Origin of the sequence: Pseudomonas sp. IzPS59 (genome assembly GCF_014863505.1) — a bacterium.
Lineage (GTDB): Bacteria > Pseudomonadota > Gammaproteobacteria > Pseudomonadales > Pseudomonadaceae > Aquipseudomonas > Aquipseudomonas kribbensis.
In genome coordinates this window covers 6,339,428-6,353,889 of the sequence record NZ_CP062251.1, presented here as the reverse complement: position 1 = coordinate 6,353,889, position 14,462 = coordinate 6,339,428, and the positions used below count along the sequence as shown (strand labels likewise).

13 protein-coding genes are annotated in these 14,462 nt (G+C 62.8%); 3 read left to right on the top strand and 10 right to left on the bottom strand.

Annotation, left to right across the window (positions count from 1 at the left end; genetic code table 11):
- Positions 1–11: 11 nt before the first annotated feature.
- The 4 genes from IF189_RS28660 to IF189_RS28645 form a co-directional block, all read right to left on the bottom strand.
- Positions 12–1,124, bottom strand: coding sequence for a succinylglutamate desuccinylase/aspartoacylase family protein (locus IF189_RS28660; protein ID WP_192552626.1), 1,113 nt, complete (start codon positions 1,122–1,124; stop codon positions 12–14).
- A gap of 9 nt (positions 1,125–1,133) precedes the next feature.
- Positions 1,134–1,832: an ABC transporter permease gene (locus IF189_RS28655; protein ID WP_192552625.1), complete on the bottom strand. Its 699-nt coding sequence runs from the start codon at positions 1,830–1,832 to the stop codon at positions 1,134–1,136.
- 13 nt (positions 1,833–1,845) lie between these two features.
- Positions 1,846–2,535 (bottom strand): ABC transporter permease, encoded by a 690-nt coding sequence (locus IF189_RS28650; protein ID WP_102359135.1) that lies wholly within the window; start codon positions 2,533–2,535, stop codon positions 1,846–1,848.
- Positions 2,536–2,624: 89 nt separating this feature from the next.
- Positions 2,625–3,401: an ABC transporter substrate-binding protein gene (locus IF189_RS28645; RefSeq protein ID WP_134828588.1), complete on the bottom strand. Its 777-nt coding sequence runs from the start codon at positions 3,399–3,401 to the stop codon at positions 2,625–2,627.
- Between the two features lie 228 nt (positions 3,402–3,629).
- Here IF189_RS28645 and IF189_RS28640 point away from each other — a divergent pair, with 228 nt between their 5' ends.
- The 3 genes from IF189_RS28640 (at position 3,630) to IF189_RS28630 (ending at position 7,357) form a co-directional block, all read left to right on the top strand.
- Positions 3,630–4,556: a LysR family transcriptional regulator gene (locus tag IF189_RS28640; protein ID WP_134828587.1), complete on the top strand. Its 927-nt coding sequence runs from the start codon at positions 3,630–3,632 to the stop codon at positions 4,554–4,556.
- Between the two features lie 104 nt (positions 4,557–4,660).
- Positions 4,661–5,287, top strand: a complete 627-nt coding sequence (locus tag IF189_RS28635) for a glutathione S-transferase family protein (RefSeq protein ID WP_192552624.1) — start codon at positions 4,661–4,663, stop codon at positions 5,285–5,287.
- 45 nt (positions 5,288–5,332) lie between these two features.
- Positions 5,333–7,357 (top strand): pyridoxamine 5'-phosphate oxidase family protein, encoded by a 2,025-nt coding sequence (locus IF189_RS28630; protein WP_192552623.1) that lies wholly within the window; start codon positions 5,333–5,335, stop codon positions 7,355–7,357.
- A 4-nt stretch (positions 7,358–7,361) separates the two neighbouring features.
- Here the strand turns inward: IF189_RS28630 and IF189_RS28625 are convergent, their stop codons facing one another.
- From IF189_RS28625 to IF189_RS28600, 6 genes are read right to left on the bottom strand one after another with little or no spacing between them, the layout of a single operon-like run.
- A complete protein-coding gene (locus IF189_RS28625) occupies positions 7,362–8,492 on the bottom strand; it encodes a glycosyltransferase family 4 protein (RefSeq protein ID WP_134828584.1) in 1,131 nt (376 codons plus the stop codon).
- Entirely contained in the window at positions 8,493–9,623 is a 1,131-nt protein-coding gene (locus tag IF189_RS28620) for a glycosyltransferase family 4 protein (RefSeq protein WP_192552622.1), read from the bottom strand. It lies immediately after the preceding gene.
- The gene (locus tag IF189_RS28615; protein ID WP_192552621.1) at positions 9,607–10,974 is read right to left on the bottom strand and encodes a glycosyltransferase family 4 protein; all 1,368 of its coding nucleotides are present in this window, start codon (positions 10,972–10,974) and stop codon (positions 9,607–9,609) included. Before IF189_RS28615 ends, IF189_RS28620 begins: the two co-directional genes overlap by 17 nt.
- Positions 10,971–12,221 (bottom strand): ABC transporter ATP-binding protein, encoded by a 1,251-nt coding sequence (locus IF189_RS28610; protein WP_134828581.1) that lies wholly within the window; start codon positions 12,219–12,221, stop codon positions 10,971–10,973. The genes IF189_RS28615 and IF189_RS28610 overlap by 4 nt, the downstream gene beginning before the upstream one ends.
- Complete coding sequence (locus IF189_RS28605) at positions 12,221–13,018, bottom strand: ABC transporter permease (RefSeq protein ID WP_134828580.1); 798 nt, start codon at positions 13,016–13,018, stop codon at positions 12,221–12,223. Before IF189_RS28605 ends, IF189_RS28610 begins: the two co-directional genes overlap by 1 nt.
- Entirely contained in the window at positions 13,019–14,461 is a 1,443-nt protein-coding gene (locus tag IF189_RS28600; protein WP_192552620.1) for a mannose-1-phosphate guanylyltransferase/mannose-6-phosphate isomerase, read from the bottom strand.
- Position 14,462 lies beyond the last annotated feature (1 nt).

Below are 14,462 nucleotides of genomic sequence, written 5' to 3'. Positions count from 1 at the left end.
ACTCTCTGGCATCAGTCGCTGAGCAAGCGGCCCTGGCGAATAGGGGTGAAACCGGCGACCTTGGCCAGCCACAGACCGGGCTGGGCAAAACGCAGGCGTTCGCGGGCATAGAGCACGCCGTCGGTGCAGGCGCGGACGATGCTGTGACGGTCGTTGAGCGGGTCATGGACTTCGAACAGCGGATCGCCGACCTTGACCCGCGCGCCCAGCGGCTGCAGGAAACTGACCACGCCCGGATGCGGCGCACAGGCGTATTGCGCGCCGGCGAACGGCATCGCTTCGCAACGGCTCGACGGTGCTGGCGGCCATTCACCGCTGATCAATCCCTGCTCGGCGAGATAGCCGAGAATTGCCTGCGCACTGTGGGTGCATGGTTCGCGTTCAGTGTCGGCCATGCCGCGCAATTCGATGGTGGTCGCCGCGCAGGCCAAGGGAATATTGGCTTCCGGGAACAGCTCGGTCAGCCGCAGCCACGGCACCGCGCAAGCCTCGTCGAAAGCACTGCCGCCGGCATCCTCGGCCAGCAGCGTGACCTCGGCACCGAGGCGTGCGGCCAGTGAATGCAGGCGCCCCCAGTGTTGCGGCATGGTGTAGAGCAACATCACCGACTCGAAATCGCAGTGCAGGTCGAGCACCACATCGGCGTCGCAGGCATGTTGCAGCAACAGGCGACGCAGGCCATCGAGTTCCGAGGCCGGTGGCGGCATGTCGGCGAGGGTGTCGATCAAGGCGCGGCGGATCAGCGCGACGTTGGCCTCGGCATCATCGCCCAACTGGCCTTTGAGCAATGGCGCCACGGCTTCGGCCAGCTCCGGGAAGTCGCGATTGAAGTTCTTGCCGCTGGCGAACTCGAAGCGACCTTGATGGGTGGCCTGGAACATCTGGGCGATGCCGATCGGGTTGGCCATCGGCACCAGCTCGATCACGCCGTTCAGGCGACCCTGTGCTTCCAGTTCCAGCAGGCGGCGCTTGAGCTCGACGGCCACGCGCATCCCCGGCAGCTCGTCGGCATGCAGGGAGGCCTGGATGTACGCCTTGCGCGGGCCGGCGCCAAACCGGAATACCGACAGTGTCCGCTCGGTGCCCGAAGCGCTCCACGGCAACAGGTATTGAATCTTTTCCATGTCAGCTCCTTAGTGCTTGCGCGGTGCCAGGTAGGCCAGCCAGCGGCGTTCGGCCAGCTTGAACAGGCGCACCAGAATGAAAGTCAGGGCGAGGTAAACGAGGCCGGCGGTGATGAACGCTTCGAACGGCATATAGAACCGCGAGCTCACCGTGCGCGCCGCGCCGGTGATATCCACCAGCGTGACGATCGAGGCCAGGCTGGTGGTTTGCAGCATCATCAGCACTTCGTTGCTGTACTGCGGCAGTGCCCGGCGCAAGGCCGATGGCAGCAGGATGCGGCGGTACAGGGTCAGGCGGGACATGCCCATCGCCCGGGCGGCTTCGATTTCACCGTGGGACGTGGATTTCAGGCTGCCCGCCAGCAATTCCGCGCTGTAGGCACTGGTATTGATGGCGAATGCCAGACAGGCACAGAACGTGGCGCTGGAGAGGTAAGGCCAGAGCGCGCTTTGGCGCACCGATTCGAACTGCGCCAGGCCGTAATAGATCAGGAACAGTTGCACCAGCATCGGCGTGCCGCGAATCACATAGGTATAGAGCCACGCGGGGAAGCTGAGTAGCGGCGAGCGCGACACCCGCATCAGCGCCAACGGAACCGCCAGAACCAGCCCGAGGCTCAGGGAAATCAGCAGGACTTTTAGGGTCAACAAGGCGCCGTCGAGATACAGCGGCAGGTTTTCCCAAATCAGGTTGTAGTCGAGAATCATCGGCAGGTTCTCCTCACAACTCGGCGGCTTTGATGCCGACCGAATAGTGTTTTTCCAGAGCACGCAGCACCAGCAGCGACAGGCTGGTGAGCATCAGGTACAGCGCCGCCACCGCGATGAAAAACGTGAACGGCTCGTGGGTGGCGTCGGCGGCGTTCTTGGCCTTGAACATCATGTCCTGCAGGCCGATGACCGAAATCAGCGCGGTGGATTTGGTCAGCACCAGCCAGTTGTTGGTGAACCCCGGGATGGCGAAGCGAATCATCTGCGGCACCAGAATCCGCCAGAACACTTGCGTGCCGCGCATGCCGTAGGCCGCACCGGCTTCCGCCTGACCCTTGGGGATGGCCATGAACGCGCCGCGAAAGGTTTCCGAGAGATAGGCACCAAAAATGAAACCCATGGTGCAGACGCCGGCAATGAACGGGTTGATGTCGATGTAGCGGGTGTAGCCGCACGCCAGTGCAATGCGGTTCACCAGATCCTGGCCGCCATAGAAGATCAGCAGGATCAGCACCAGATCGGGAATGCCGCGAATCAGGGTGGTGTAGCCCTCTCCGAGCATGGCCAGCCATTTCAGCGGCGACAGGCGAAACGCCGCGCCGATCAGGCCCAGGGCAATGGCCAGCGACATGGAGGTCAGGGCCAGGTTGATGGTCAGCCAGGCACCATCGAGAATGCTCGATCCGTAGCCGTGGAGCATGATGAAGTTCCTCAAGCGTGCGCCCGAAAGCGCGCAAGACAAGACCGAAGGGCGCCCGCAGCGGGCCGGCGCCGGGCGGAGGCGACGGTTTATTCGCCGTAGATATCGAAGGCGAAATACTTGCCCATCACTTGCTGGTATTTGCCGTTGGCGCGGATGGCGTCGATGGCCGCGTTCAGGCGCGCAGCGTTGGCGACGTCACCCTTGCGCAGCGCGATCCCGGCGCCGCGACCGAAGTATTTCGGGTCGTTGATGTCCGGCCCGGTCAGGGCGAAACCTTGCCCGGCGGGTGTCTTGATGAAGCTTTCGTCGGTGTTGACGATGTCGGCGAGGGTGGCGTCCAGGCGACCCGAAGCGAGGTCGAGGAACGCTTCGTTCTGCGAGCCGTAACGCACCACGACGACTCCGGCCTTTTCCAGTTGCTCGGTGGCAAACCGGTCATAGGTCGAAGAGCGTTGTACGCCGAGTTTCTTGCCCTTGAGGTCTACCAGCGGGTCGTTGATCACGCTGCCGGCCTTCATCGCGAACTTGCCAGGTGTGTGGTAGTACTTTTTGCTGAAGTCGACCGACTTCATCCGGTCTTCGGTGATCGACATCGACGACAGCACGGCATCGATCTTGCGCACCTTGAGCGACGGAATCATGCCGTCGAACTCCTGAATCACCCACTCGCACTTGACCTTCATCTCTTCGCACAAGGCGTTGCCGATGTCGTAGTCGAAGCCGCTGACATTGCCTTCCGGCGTTTTGTAGGAAAAGGGTGGGTAGGCGGCTTCGATACCGATACGCAAGCTGTCTTCATCGGCATGGGCCATGAAGCTGAATGCGCACAGCGCCAGCGCACCTAGAAGTTCTGTCTTGTTCATTTTGTCGACTCCTGGGAGGGCGTTAGGAAAACAGGTGCCCGCCATCCGGGGTGGCGCGCTGGATCATTCCTGTGATCGGCGAGGCTATAAATGACACGAAATAAATCATTCATCAATACAACTGAAAATAAAAATATCAATTCTGGATCGGCGGTCGTTTGGCCATGTCCGTTGAGCTCCGTGGGCTGCCTATAATGCGAGGCGGTTTTCATCCACTTCGGGGACACCATGGATCGCTTCCAGGAAATGCAGGTCTTCGCGGCCGTTGCTCAGGAACAGGGCTTTTCCGCTGCCGCGCGGCGCTTGGGGCTGTCGGCGGCCAGCGTCACCCGGGCAGTGGCGGCGCTGGAGCAGCGGATCGGTACGCAGTTGCTGATTCGCACCACCCGCAGCGTGCATCTGAGCGAGGCGGGCCAGCGTTACCTGGAAGACTGTCGGAGGATTCTTGCCGAGGTGCAGGAAGCGGAAGACTCCGCCGCCGGCAGCCACACCCAGCCCCGTGGGCAATTGACGGTGACGGCGCCGGTGCTGTTCGGCGAGTTGTTTGTCACACCGGTGATGGCGGGTTATCTGACGCAATACCCGGACGTTTCCATCAACGCCTTGCTGCTGGATCGCGTGGTGAGCATGGTCGAGGAAGGCGTGGATGTGGCGATCCGCATCGGTGATTTGCCGGACAGCAATCAGCATGCGATTCGGGTAGGCGAGGTGCGCCGGGTGATCTGCGGCTCGCCGGGGTATTTTGCCATTCACGGTCGGCCAACCCATCCACAGGCACTGGCCGGCGCTCCGGTGGTGGCGACCTCGTCCATCGGTCAACTGCGCAACTGGCCGTTTCTGGAGGACGGTGAGCCCTTGGTCGTCCGCCCCGAGCCGCGGCTGGTGGTCACCGGCAATCAGGCGGCAATCACCGCCGCTTGTCTGGGGCTCGGACTGACACGGGTGCTGTCTTATCAGGTCGCCGGCAAGATCGCTTCCGGGGAGCTGGAAATCGTCCTCGCCGAGTACGAGTTGCCGCCGCTGCCAATCCATGTCGTGTATCAGGGTGGGCGCAAGGCGCCGACCCGGGTGCGCAGTTTTGTCGACTACGCCGTGAACGCCTTGCGCGAACATCCGGCCCTGAAAAACGCGGCGTTATTTCATCCAATGAAATAATGGATTGCGTTTGCTGGTGATTCTGTTGTTTTCGCGATAGGCGGAAGATGGCTGCCACGGTTGTCGCCCATATCGGGCGACGCAAACGTCCAGCGGAGTCGACCATGCAAGCGATCAAACTCTACAACTTCCCGCGTTCCGGCCACGCCCACCGGGTCGAGCTGATGCTGTCACTGCTGCAATTGCCGACCGAACTGATCTTCGTCGATCTGGCCAAGGGCGAGCACAAACAACCCGAATACCTGGCGATCAACAGCTTCGGGCAAGTACCGGCCATTGATGACAACGGCGTGGTGCTGGCCGATTCCAATGCAATTCTGGTGTATCTGGCGCAGAAGTACGGTAACGGTCGCTGGCTGCCAGACGACCCGGTCGGTGCGGCGCGGGTCCAGCGCTGGCTGTCGGCGGCGGCCGGGCCGATTGCCTTTGGCCCGGCAGCAGCGCGGCTGGTCACGGTGTTCGGGGCGAAGCTGAATGCCGATGAAGCGATCACCCGTGCGCACAACCTGCTGAAGGTGATGGATCTGGAACTGGGCAAGACTCCGTTCCTGGTCGGCAGCGAGCCGACCATCGCCGACGTCTCGGCCTACAGCTACATCGCCCATGCGCCGGAAGGCAATGTGTCGCTGGACGACTACGCCAATGTGCGCGCCTGGCTGGCGCGGATTGAAGCATTGCCCGGTTTCGTCGCGATGCCACGCACCGTTGCCGGTCTGCAAGCCACGGCTTGAGGTTCATCGTCCAGACTGCGCCGCTGGCGTGGGGGAGAGGTCGTCATGGAACGTTCACCCTGGCACGCCGGCGAGCGGCAACTGCAAGCGCAGGTCGGTGTTGCCGAGCGCATGGAGGAATTCGGTCGCAAGGTGATTCGCACCTGGATGCCGGATCAGCATCGCCAGTTCTATCAGCAATTGCCCTTCATGCTGTTCGGCGCGGTGGATGCCGAGGGCCGTCCATGGGCCAGCGTATTGGAGGGCGAGCCGGGTTTCGCTCACTCTCCCGAGCCGACGCAATTGCACTTCGACAGTTTGCCCGCTGCCGATGACCCCGCGCAGTTGCAGAACGGCGCGGCGATTGGCCTGCTGGGCATCGAGTTGCACACCCGTCGGCGCAATCGCCTCAATGGCCACATCGGAAATCTTGGCGCGAGCGGTTTCGATTTGACGGTCGATCAATCCTTCGGCAACTGCCCGCAGTACATACAGTTACGCCAGTTCCAGCGGGTGCCGCTGACTGATCCGCAGACCCGCCGCGCCGAACATTTCGACGGGCTCGATGACGCGGCGGTCGCGCTGATCGAAACCGCCGACACCTTCTTTGTCGCCAGCTACGTCGATGTCGACGGCGAGCGCTCGGTGGATGTTTCCCATCGTGGCGGCCAGGCCGGTTTCGTGCGGGTGGAAGGCAATCGCCTGACCATCCCGGACTTTGCCGGCAACCTGCATTTCAACACCCTCGGCAACCTGCTGCTCAATCCCCGGGCCGGCTTGCTGTTCATCGACTTTTCCACAGGTGACGTGCTGCAGCTCAGCGGCCGCACGGAGGTCATTCTCGAAGGGCCGCAGATCGCAGCCTTCCAGGGCGCCGAGCGGTTGTGGACGTTCGAGGTGGAAAAAGCGGTGCGGCGTCCGGGCGCGTTGGCCCTGCGCTGGCGCTTCGACGGCATGTCGCCGACCAGTCTGCTGACCGGTACCTGGGCCCAGGCCGATGCCCGTTTGCAGGCGCAGGCCCTGGGTGACAGCTGGCGGCCGCTGCGGGTGGCGCGGATTGAAGCGCAGAGCCGACACATTCGTTCGTTCTACCTCGAACCCGTGGACGGTGCCGGTCTGCCGGTGTTCCAGGCCGGGCAGCACTTGCCGTTGCGCTTCAATCTCGATGGCGAGGTGTTCATCCGCACTTACAGTCTGTCTGGCGCTCCGTCGGACGACTTCTTCCGGATCAGCGTGAAACGTGAAGGGCGGATATCGACCCACCTGCACGATCAGGTGCGCGTCGGTGATGTACTGGAAGCGCGTTCGCCTCAAGGGCATTTCACCGTGGCGCCGCTGGAGCGCCGGCCCTTGGTTCTGCTCGCAGCCGGGGTCGGGATCACGCCGTTGCTGTCGATGCTGCGCGAGGTGGTGTATCAGGGCCTGCGCACCCGGTGGATTCGTCCGACCTGGCTGATCCAGAGTTCCCGCAGCCTTGCCGACCAGCCGTTTCGCGCGGAACTGGACCGCTTGCTGGAGGACGCCGGCGATGCGGTGCGGGTGTTGCGCCTGCTCAGCCAGCCCGAGCCCGATCTGGTGGAAGGCGAGGATTACGATCTGCACGGGCGCATCGACGGTGCGTTGTTGAGGAACCTTATCGACGAATTTGATCAGATCGATTTTGTGCTCTGCGGCCCCGGCGGTTTTACCCAGGGCCTTTACGACAGCCTGCGTGAACTGGACGTGCGCGACGATCAGATCCACGCCGAAACCTTTGGCCCTTCGACCCTCAAACGCCAGGCCGATCCGGACGCCATCGTGATCGAACAACTGCCGGCCGCCACCTCCTCGGTGCCGGTGGTCTTCGAGCGTTCGGCCAAGGAAGCGCGGTGGCAGCCCGAGGGCGGAAGTCTGCTGGAGCTGGCGGAAAGCCGTGGATTGCGCCCCGAGTTCAGCTGTCGCGGAGGTTCATGCGGCACGTGCAAGACGCGGTTGATCAGCGGCGCGGTGAATTATCCACAGCCCCCGGCCGAAGTGCCGGAGGAAGGGCAGGTGCTGATCTGCTGTGCGGTGCCGGCGCAAAGTGCCCAGCCGCTGGTGCTGGATCTGTAGAGGATCAGGCGTAGGACAGCGCCTTTTCCTCCAGCAGTTCCTGATACAGCTCGGTCCACTTGCGGCCCATTTCGTCGGCTGTGAATAACTGCCGGTAACGGGCTTCAGCCTTGATGCCCATTTCGGCGGCGCGGGTCGGGTTTTCCCACAGGGTGCGCATCGCTTCGCGAAACGCCTGTGGATGACTCGGCGGCACCACCAGTCCGGTTTCGTTGTGGATGTTGATGTAACTGGTGCCGGTGCCGATCTCGCTGGAGATCATCGGCTTGCCGTACATCGCGCCTTCCAGCAAGGAAATGCCGAACGCTTCCGAACGCAGGTGCGACGGGAAGACGATGGCGTAGCTCAGTTGCAGCAGGGCGACCTTGTCTTCATCGCTCACCCGCCCGAGGAAATGGATGTTGCGCAGCCCCAGCGCAGCGGCCTGGGCGTGCAGTTCCTGTTCCAGCGGGCCGGCGCCGACGATCACCACCGGGTAGTCCACGTCTTTCAAGGCATCGAGCAGGATGTGCAGGCCCTTGTAGTAGCGCATCACCCCGACAAACAGGAAAAACTTATCCCCAAGCTGCTGGCGCCAGCGGTTCATGCGCTCGACGTCGGGCTGTGGATAACCGGCCTTGTTCAGGCCATAGGGGATGACGCGGGTCTTGTCCTGGAACTGCTGCAACACATCGCTGGTATGCAGGTAATTCGGCGAGGCCGCGACAATCCGGTCGGCGCTGGCGAGGAAGCGGTTCATCAGCGGACGGTAGAGCTTGAGCAGGTTCTTCTGGCGAATGATGTCCGAGTGGTAAGTCACCACGCTCGGTTTGTTCACGGCGCTGGCGAAATGCACCAGGTCCATGAACGGCCACGGGAAGTGATAGTTGATCACGTCGGCTTCGGCGGCCAGTTCGCGAAACTGCTTGAACACGCTCCAGGAAAAACCGGTGGAGGCGAACTGGATGTCGAGCCTGGCGCGATGCACTTCGTGCTGGCCCAGTTGCAGCACCGCAGGCTCGGGATTGGCGCTGAGGGTCAGCACCTGGCCTTCGATACCGTGCTGGGCGCCGCTTTCGCAGAGCTGGAAGATCACTTGCTCGATGCCACCGACCGAGTCAGGCAGGTACGTCTTGAAAAAATGAAGAACTCGCATTCAACCTCCCAAAGCCTGGCGGTAGGCGCCGGCCGTGGCCTGCGCGCAACGCTTCCAGGAAAAAAGCCGTGCCTGCTGCAATCCGGCTTCCCGGCATGCCTGCCAATGCGCTTGATCGTCGATCAGGCGGCTCAGCGCATCGCGCAAACCGTCCGCATCGTCAGCTTCAATATAGTTTCCGGCAGCCCCCGCCACTTCCGGCATTGCCGATGAGCGAGTGACCACCACCGGCGTGCCACTGGCCATCGCTTCCAGCACCGGCAGGCCAAAACCTTCATACAACGAGGGAAAAACCAGCGCCCGGGCGCCGGCCAGCAATTGCGCGACCTGCTCATCGGGCAAGTAGCCGAGCAGGCACACATGACCGCTGGCCAGGGCCTGACGCAATTCCTCACTGAACTGTTCGCGCTGCCAGCCGGCCATGCCGACGATCAACAGCGGAAAACGCTGGCGCACGGCTTCGGGCAATCGCGCGTGGGCGCGCAGGGCCAGGCTCAGGTTCTTGCGCGGCTCCAGGGTGCCGACGCACAGGAAATACTCCCGCGCCTCCACGGCATGGGCCTTGAGCACCGCGTCGATGGCTTGCGGTTCGCGCGGATGAAAACGCTCGGCGACACCCAAGGGCGCCACCACGAAGCGCTCGGCAGGCAGTCCGAAATAGCGTTGTGCTTCGTCGGCGATGGCTTGCGAATCGGTCAGAATCACCCGCGCTTGCTGGAGGCCGTCGGCCAGGCGCCGCTCGATTTCCCTCAGCCGTGCCTGCGGTTGGGTGTCCGGGAAATGCAGGTGCGTGAGGTCGTGCAGGGTGATCACGGTCGGGCCGTCGAAGGCCAGCGGCCACAGGCTCGGTTCGTGGTACAGGTCGATGTCGGTTGTACGACCCTGATCGAAGCGTTTCTGCTCCAGCCAGCGGCGTGCCTGATAGGCACCGGGGATCTTGCGCAGCATCGGGGTCAGGCGCGAGTAACCGGGCATTGCCGCTTCCGGCAGCTGCGAACTCCAGCCCCAGCCGTGAAACAGCGCCACGTCGATATCGGTCTCGGTGTGCAAGGCGTTCACCAGTTCGGCGACGTAGTGACCGATCCCGGTGCGTGGCGCCTGGAGAATCCGCGCGTTAAGGGCTATGCGCATGGGACCTCGCTTGCGTCGCAGGCGCCTGCAGCACATGGCGTGCGGTGCGTTCGGCCAGTTGCTGACTGGCTTCGCGCCAGCCGATCCATTGCCACTCGGTCACATCGCGGGCGGCGGGGAATTGGCCACTGCGCTCGAAGGCCATGACCAGTCCGGCGAGCTGTTGCGGATCGTGCAAATCAAAATAGGCCATGAACTCACCGCCGATTTCACGGAACACCGCAATGTCGCTGCCCATGGCCGGCAATCCGCGCTGCATGGCCTCCACCAGCGGCAGGCCGAAGCCTTCGACGAAGGACGGGAACACCAAGGCGCTGGAATGGGCATAGGCGTGTTCCAGGCTGGTGTCGCTCAGGTCGTTGAACATGAACAGGCGCCGGTTCAGTTCGGCATGGTTGCGCACCCGGGCGAGCAGGGCGTCGCACTTCCAGCCGATGCGTCCGGCGATGCACAGGCGTGCGTTCGAACCGGCTGCCCAGGCGCGTTCGAAGGCATCCAGAAGATAGTCGTGGTTTTTACGTGGCTCGATGGTGCTGACCATCAGGAACACCGGCTCCGGTGTGGCGAACAGGCGTTCCAGGCGCGGCTCGACAGCGGCTTCGACGCTCTGCAGATCGAGTTCCGACCCGAGGTGGAAGTAGTCGAACCAGCGTTTCTCGACCTGTGCCGAACCGAGGCGGCGCTGCACTTCCTCGCGAACCTGATCGCGCACCGTGGCGGAAATCGCCAGATAGCCGTCGGCAGTTCGGGTAATCCAGTCGAACCATTCGCTGAAAACCTGCACCAGCCGCGTGTCGTAAAACTGCGGGTGGGTCAGGGGAATCAGGTCGTAGATCACTGCGACGATGCCCACGCCTTCGCGTTTGAGCCGTTCGGCATGCAGGAAAAAGTCCGAGTGCCAGGACGAATCCAGCAACACCAGTTGATCGCCCGGCCGGTGTTGCAAAGGCTCGCAGCGCTGGGGCAACTGATAGCGATTGACCTGTTCGACCAGCCGCAGCGGAATGCCGAACAGACCGAACGAAGCCAGACGATAGCCGACGTATAGAGCACGTCGCGTCAGTTTGCTCCGGCAACGGCTGTCGAGGCGCTGATGCAGTTGCCAGAAACGATGGGCCAGTCGTTCCAGGCGCTCGCCGAACGTGACGATGGCGTTGAACAGCGGCGAGTCCAGTGGCGCCAGGCGCGTCACGCGGTACAGCTTGCCCTTGAGCAGGACCACCGGCACACACTCGACCCCTTCCGCGCTCGGCGGCAATTGCTTGATGACGTTGCGCACCACCCGCTGAATGCCCGAATTGACTTTCGGGTGGCGGAACACGTGGGTGCATTCGACCAGCAGGCGAGTCATGGCGCACGCTCCGCGAGGGCTTCAGTACGCCGGGTGATCGATGTTCTGGCTCCGAGCCAAGAGCAGCCGACGAAATCTTCCTGACGGTTGTTGATCACGTGGAACACCAGCCCGTAGTCGCGCCATTCGAAATTGCGGTCCAGATGGGAGTCCAGTCGTGAGAGGCTCAGGGCTATAGAGTAGTTGCCCTTGCCCAACCCCATCACGAAAGCAAAGCGGTAGGTAATGCGCTCGCCAGCGTGCAGGTCTTCCAGGGCCTGGTTCTGGCGATGGGTGTTGATCCCGTACATGGCCTGCCCGAGACGATCCTTGATCATGAACCCCAGCACCAGCCGCTCGATGTCCTGACGGACTTCGACCTGCACCTCCAGCACCACCGCCTGGCCGACTTCGGCGGCATCGATGGAGCGCTCGTGCTCATCGAGCAGGCGCACGCTGAGAATGCCGGCCTCGCCGGTGCCGGACACGGTCTGTACCTGGCCGCCGGGCAGTGTTTCCTGGCGTACGCTCTGACCTTCGCGTTCGGCGAGCAGGGCGTTGTAGTAATCCATGACCGCTTCGGGCTTGTCGTGCATGGCCACGTGGCCACCTTCGAGCAGGATCGCCGAATCGCAGATCGACTGGATCGCCGAGCGGTCGTGGGACACGATCAGCAGCGTGGTGCCGGCCTTGCGGAAGCTGCGGATGCGGTCGAAGCTCTTGTGCTGGAAATACGAGTCGCCCACCGACAGCGCTTCGTCGACGATCAGGATGTCCGGGCGGCGCGCGGTGGCGACACTGAAGGCCAGGCGCATCTGCATGCCGCTGGAATAGGTGCGCACCGGGTGATCGATGGCCTCGCCGATTTCCGCGAAACGTTCGATGTCCGGCATCAGGGTTTCGATCTCTTCGACCTGCATGCCCAGCAGTTGCCCGGCCATCACGGCGTTCTGCCGGCCGGTGAAGTCCGGGTGAAAACCCATGCCCAATTCCAGCAGAGCCGCGACCCGGCCCTCGAGCTGAATCTGGCCGCAGGTCGGCTGGGTGGTGCCGGTGATCATTTTCAGCAGTGTGCTTTTGCCGGCACCGTTGACCCCGACAATGCCCACCGCTTTACCGGGAGCGATTTCGAAATTCACATCCTGCAGCACCCAGTGCTGGCGGTGACGCACCGGTGAAAACGGAATCAGCCATTCGGCCAGACGGCTCCAGCGAGTGGGGTACTGCTTGTAGGCCTTGCCCAGGCCTGTGACGCGTATGTGCCCCATCAGAGTTCATCCACCATTTCACCGACCCGCCGGCGGAACAGGCGCAGGCCGACCGCGCACAGCAGCAGGCCGATCACGAAGACCGGCAGCAGCGAACTCCACACCGGCCACTGACCATAGAGAAACAGGTTCTGGTAACTGCCGATCAGGTTGGTCAACGGGTTGAGTTGCAGCAGGCGCTGCACCCACTCGGGCAGGATGCTCAGCGGATACACGATCGGCGTCAGCCAGAACCAGAATTGCAGGCAGATGGCGAACAACTGCCCGACATCACGAAAGAACACGTTGAGCACGCCGAGGATCATGCCCAGCCCGGCGCAGAAAAGCACTTGCAGCGCCAGCAGCGGCGCCAGTGCCAACAGCGCCATGCCCGGCCAGCGCCCGGTGATCAGCAGGAAACCGAGAAACAGGCCGATGATGATCGCGAAATTGATCCCGGCATTGAGCAGCACGATCACCGGCAGGCAGAGGCGCGGGAAGCTGATTTTCTTCAGCAGGTTGGCGTTTTCCAGAAACATGTTCTGGCTGCGCAGGGTGATTTCCGAGAACAGGCCCCAGGTCAGCAACCCGGCGCACAGGTAGACGCTGTAGGCCATGCCGTCGTCCACGCCGGGCAGACGGGCACGCATGATGTGGGAAAAGATCACGGTGTAGACGATGATCATCGACAGCGGGTTGAGTACCGTCCACAGCGCGCCGAACAGCGAATTGCGGTACCGCGCTTGAAACTCCCGCTTGACGCTACCGAGGATGAAACCCCGGTAGTCATGCAGCGAGCGGTACAGGGAAAGCAGCATTCACACCGTCCTGCCGTATTGGTCTTCGAAGCGGACGATGTCGTCCTCTCCCAGGTATTCGCCGCTTTGCACTTCGATGATCACCAGGTCGATCACGCCGGGGTTTTCCAGACGATGCTTGTGGCCGGCGGCGATGAACGTCGATTCGTTCTTCGCCACCAGGGTCGTGCCGCTGCCGTTGTTGGTGACCTTGGCCATGCCTTCGACCACCACCCAGTGTTCATTGCGGTGATGGTGCATCTGCAACGACAGCTTGCCGCCGGGCTTGACCACGATGCGCTTGATCTTGAAGCGCGGGCCTTCTTCAAGCACGGTGTAGGTGCCCCACGGACGGCTGACCGTGCGGTGCAGGCGATAGGCTTCGTGGGATTTGTCCTTGAGCTGCTTGGCGACCCGCCGCACATCCTGGGCGCGGTCGGCGTGCGCGACGAGAACAGCGTCGGCGGTGTCGATCACGATCAGGTCTTCCACACCCACGGCGGCCACCAGCCGGCCTTCGCTCTGGACGAAGTTGTTGCGGCTGTCGATGAAGATCGCTTCGCCGCTGGCGCGGTTGTTGTCGGCGTCGGCCGGCACCAGCGCGGCGACCGCACCCCACGACCCGATGTCGCTCCAGTCGAAACCGGCAGGCACGACCGCGACCTTTTCCGAGCGCTCCATCAGTGCGTAATCAATGGAAATGTCCGTGATTTCGGCGAACAACGCCGCAGAGAGTTCCTGTTGCAGGTAACCGGTGGTTTCCAGCGGCTCACTCGCCGCCATGCAGGCGCGGGTTTGTTCCAGCAGCTCGGGGGCGTGCAGTTGCAATTCGGCGATCAGAGTCGCAATGGAGAAACAGAACATCCCCGAATTCCACAGGAAGTTGCCGCTTTCCAGGTAGTGAGTGGCGGTTTGCAGGTCGGGTTTTTCCACGAAGCGCTGCACCTTGGCTGCGCCTTTTGCATCCAGCGGGGCGCCGGTCTCGATGTAGCCGAAGCCGGTTTCCGGGGCAGTCGGCACCACGCCGAAGGTCACCAGATAACCGTCCTTCGCCAGGTTGACCGCGTGTTCGACCGCACGCTTGAGTGCGTCTTCGTCGATGATCAAATGGTCGGCGGGCATCACCACCATGATGGCCGCATCGCCATGCAGGGCTTGCAGCGACAGCGCCGCTGCTGCGATGGCCGGGGCGGTGTTGCGCCCGGTGGGCTCGAGCAGGAAGTGCCCGCGATGCCGCGACAGGCGCGCGGCCTGATAGTGATCCTTGCTCTGGAAGTAGTACTCGCGGTTGGTCACCGTGACGATGTCGCCCCAGCCGTCCAGCAGGCCGGCGGCGCGCCGATAGGTCTTGCCCAGCAGCGACTGACCGTCGGGCAGGGTCATGAACGGCTTCGGATGGCCCTCGCGGGACACCGGCCACAAACGCGTACCGGCACCGCCGGACAGAATCACGGGGATCAGCATG

Bases quoted from the DNA above. Each gene is read 5' to 3' on its own strand.
- IF189_RS28660 (WP_192552626.1), bottom strand. From the start codon at position 1,124: ATGGAAAAGATTCAATACCTGTTGCCGTGGAGCGCTTCGGGCACCGAG.
- IF189_RS28655 (WP_192552625.1), bottom strand. From the start codon at position 1,832: ATGATTCTCGACTACAACCTGATTTGGGAAAACCTGCCGCTGTATCTC.
- IF189_RS28650 (WP_102359135.1), bottom strand. From the start codon at position 2,535: ATGCTCCACGGCTACGGATCGAGCATTCTCGATGGTGCCTGGCTGACC.
- IF189_RS28645 (WP_134828588.1), bottom strand. From the start codon at position 3,401: ATGAACAAGACAGAACTTCTAGGTGCGCTGGCGCTGTGCGCATTCAGC.
- IF189_RS28640 (WP_134828587.1), top strand. From the start codon at position 3,630: ATGGATCGCTTCCAGGAAATGCAGGTCTTCGCGGCCGTTGCTCAGGAA.
- IF189_RS28635 (WP_192552624.1), top strand. From the start codon at position 4,661: ATGCAAGCGATCAAACTCTACAACTTCCCGCGTTCCGGCCACGCCCAC.
- IF189_RS28630 (WP_192552623.1), top strand. From the start codon at position 5,333: ATGGAACGTTCACCCTGGCACGCCGGCGAGCGGCAACTGCAAGCGCAG.
- IF189_RS28625 (WP_134828584.1), bottom strand. From the start codon at position 8,492: ATGCGAGTTCTTCATTTTTTCAAGACGTACCTGCCTGACTCGGTCGGT.
- IF189_RS28620 (WP_192552622.1), bottom strand. From the start codon at position 9,623: ATGCGCATAGCCCTTAACGCGCGGATTCTCCAGGCGCCACGCACCGGG.
- IF189_RS28615 (WP_192552621.1), bottom strand. From the start codon at position 10,974: ATGACTCGCCTGCTGGTCGAATGCACCCACGTGTTCCGCCACCCGAAA.
- IF189_RS28610 (WP_134828581.1), bottom strand. From the start codon at position 12,221: ATGGGGCACATACGCGTCACAGGCCTGGGCAAGGCCTACAAGCAGTAC.
- IF189_RS28605 (WP_134828580.1), bottom strand. From the start codon at position 13,018: ATGCTGCTTTCCCTGTACCGCTCGCTGCATGACTACCGGGGTTTCATC.
- IF189_RS28600 (WP_192552620.1), bottom strand. From the start codon at position 14,461: ATGCTGATCCCCGTGATTCTGTCCGGCGGTGCCGGTACGCGTTTGTGG.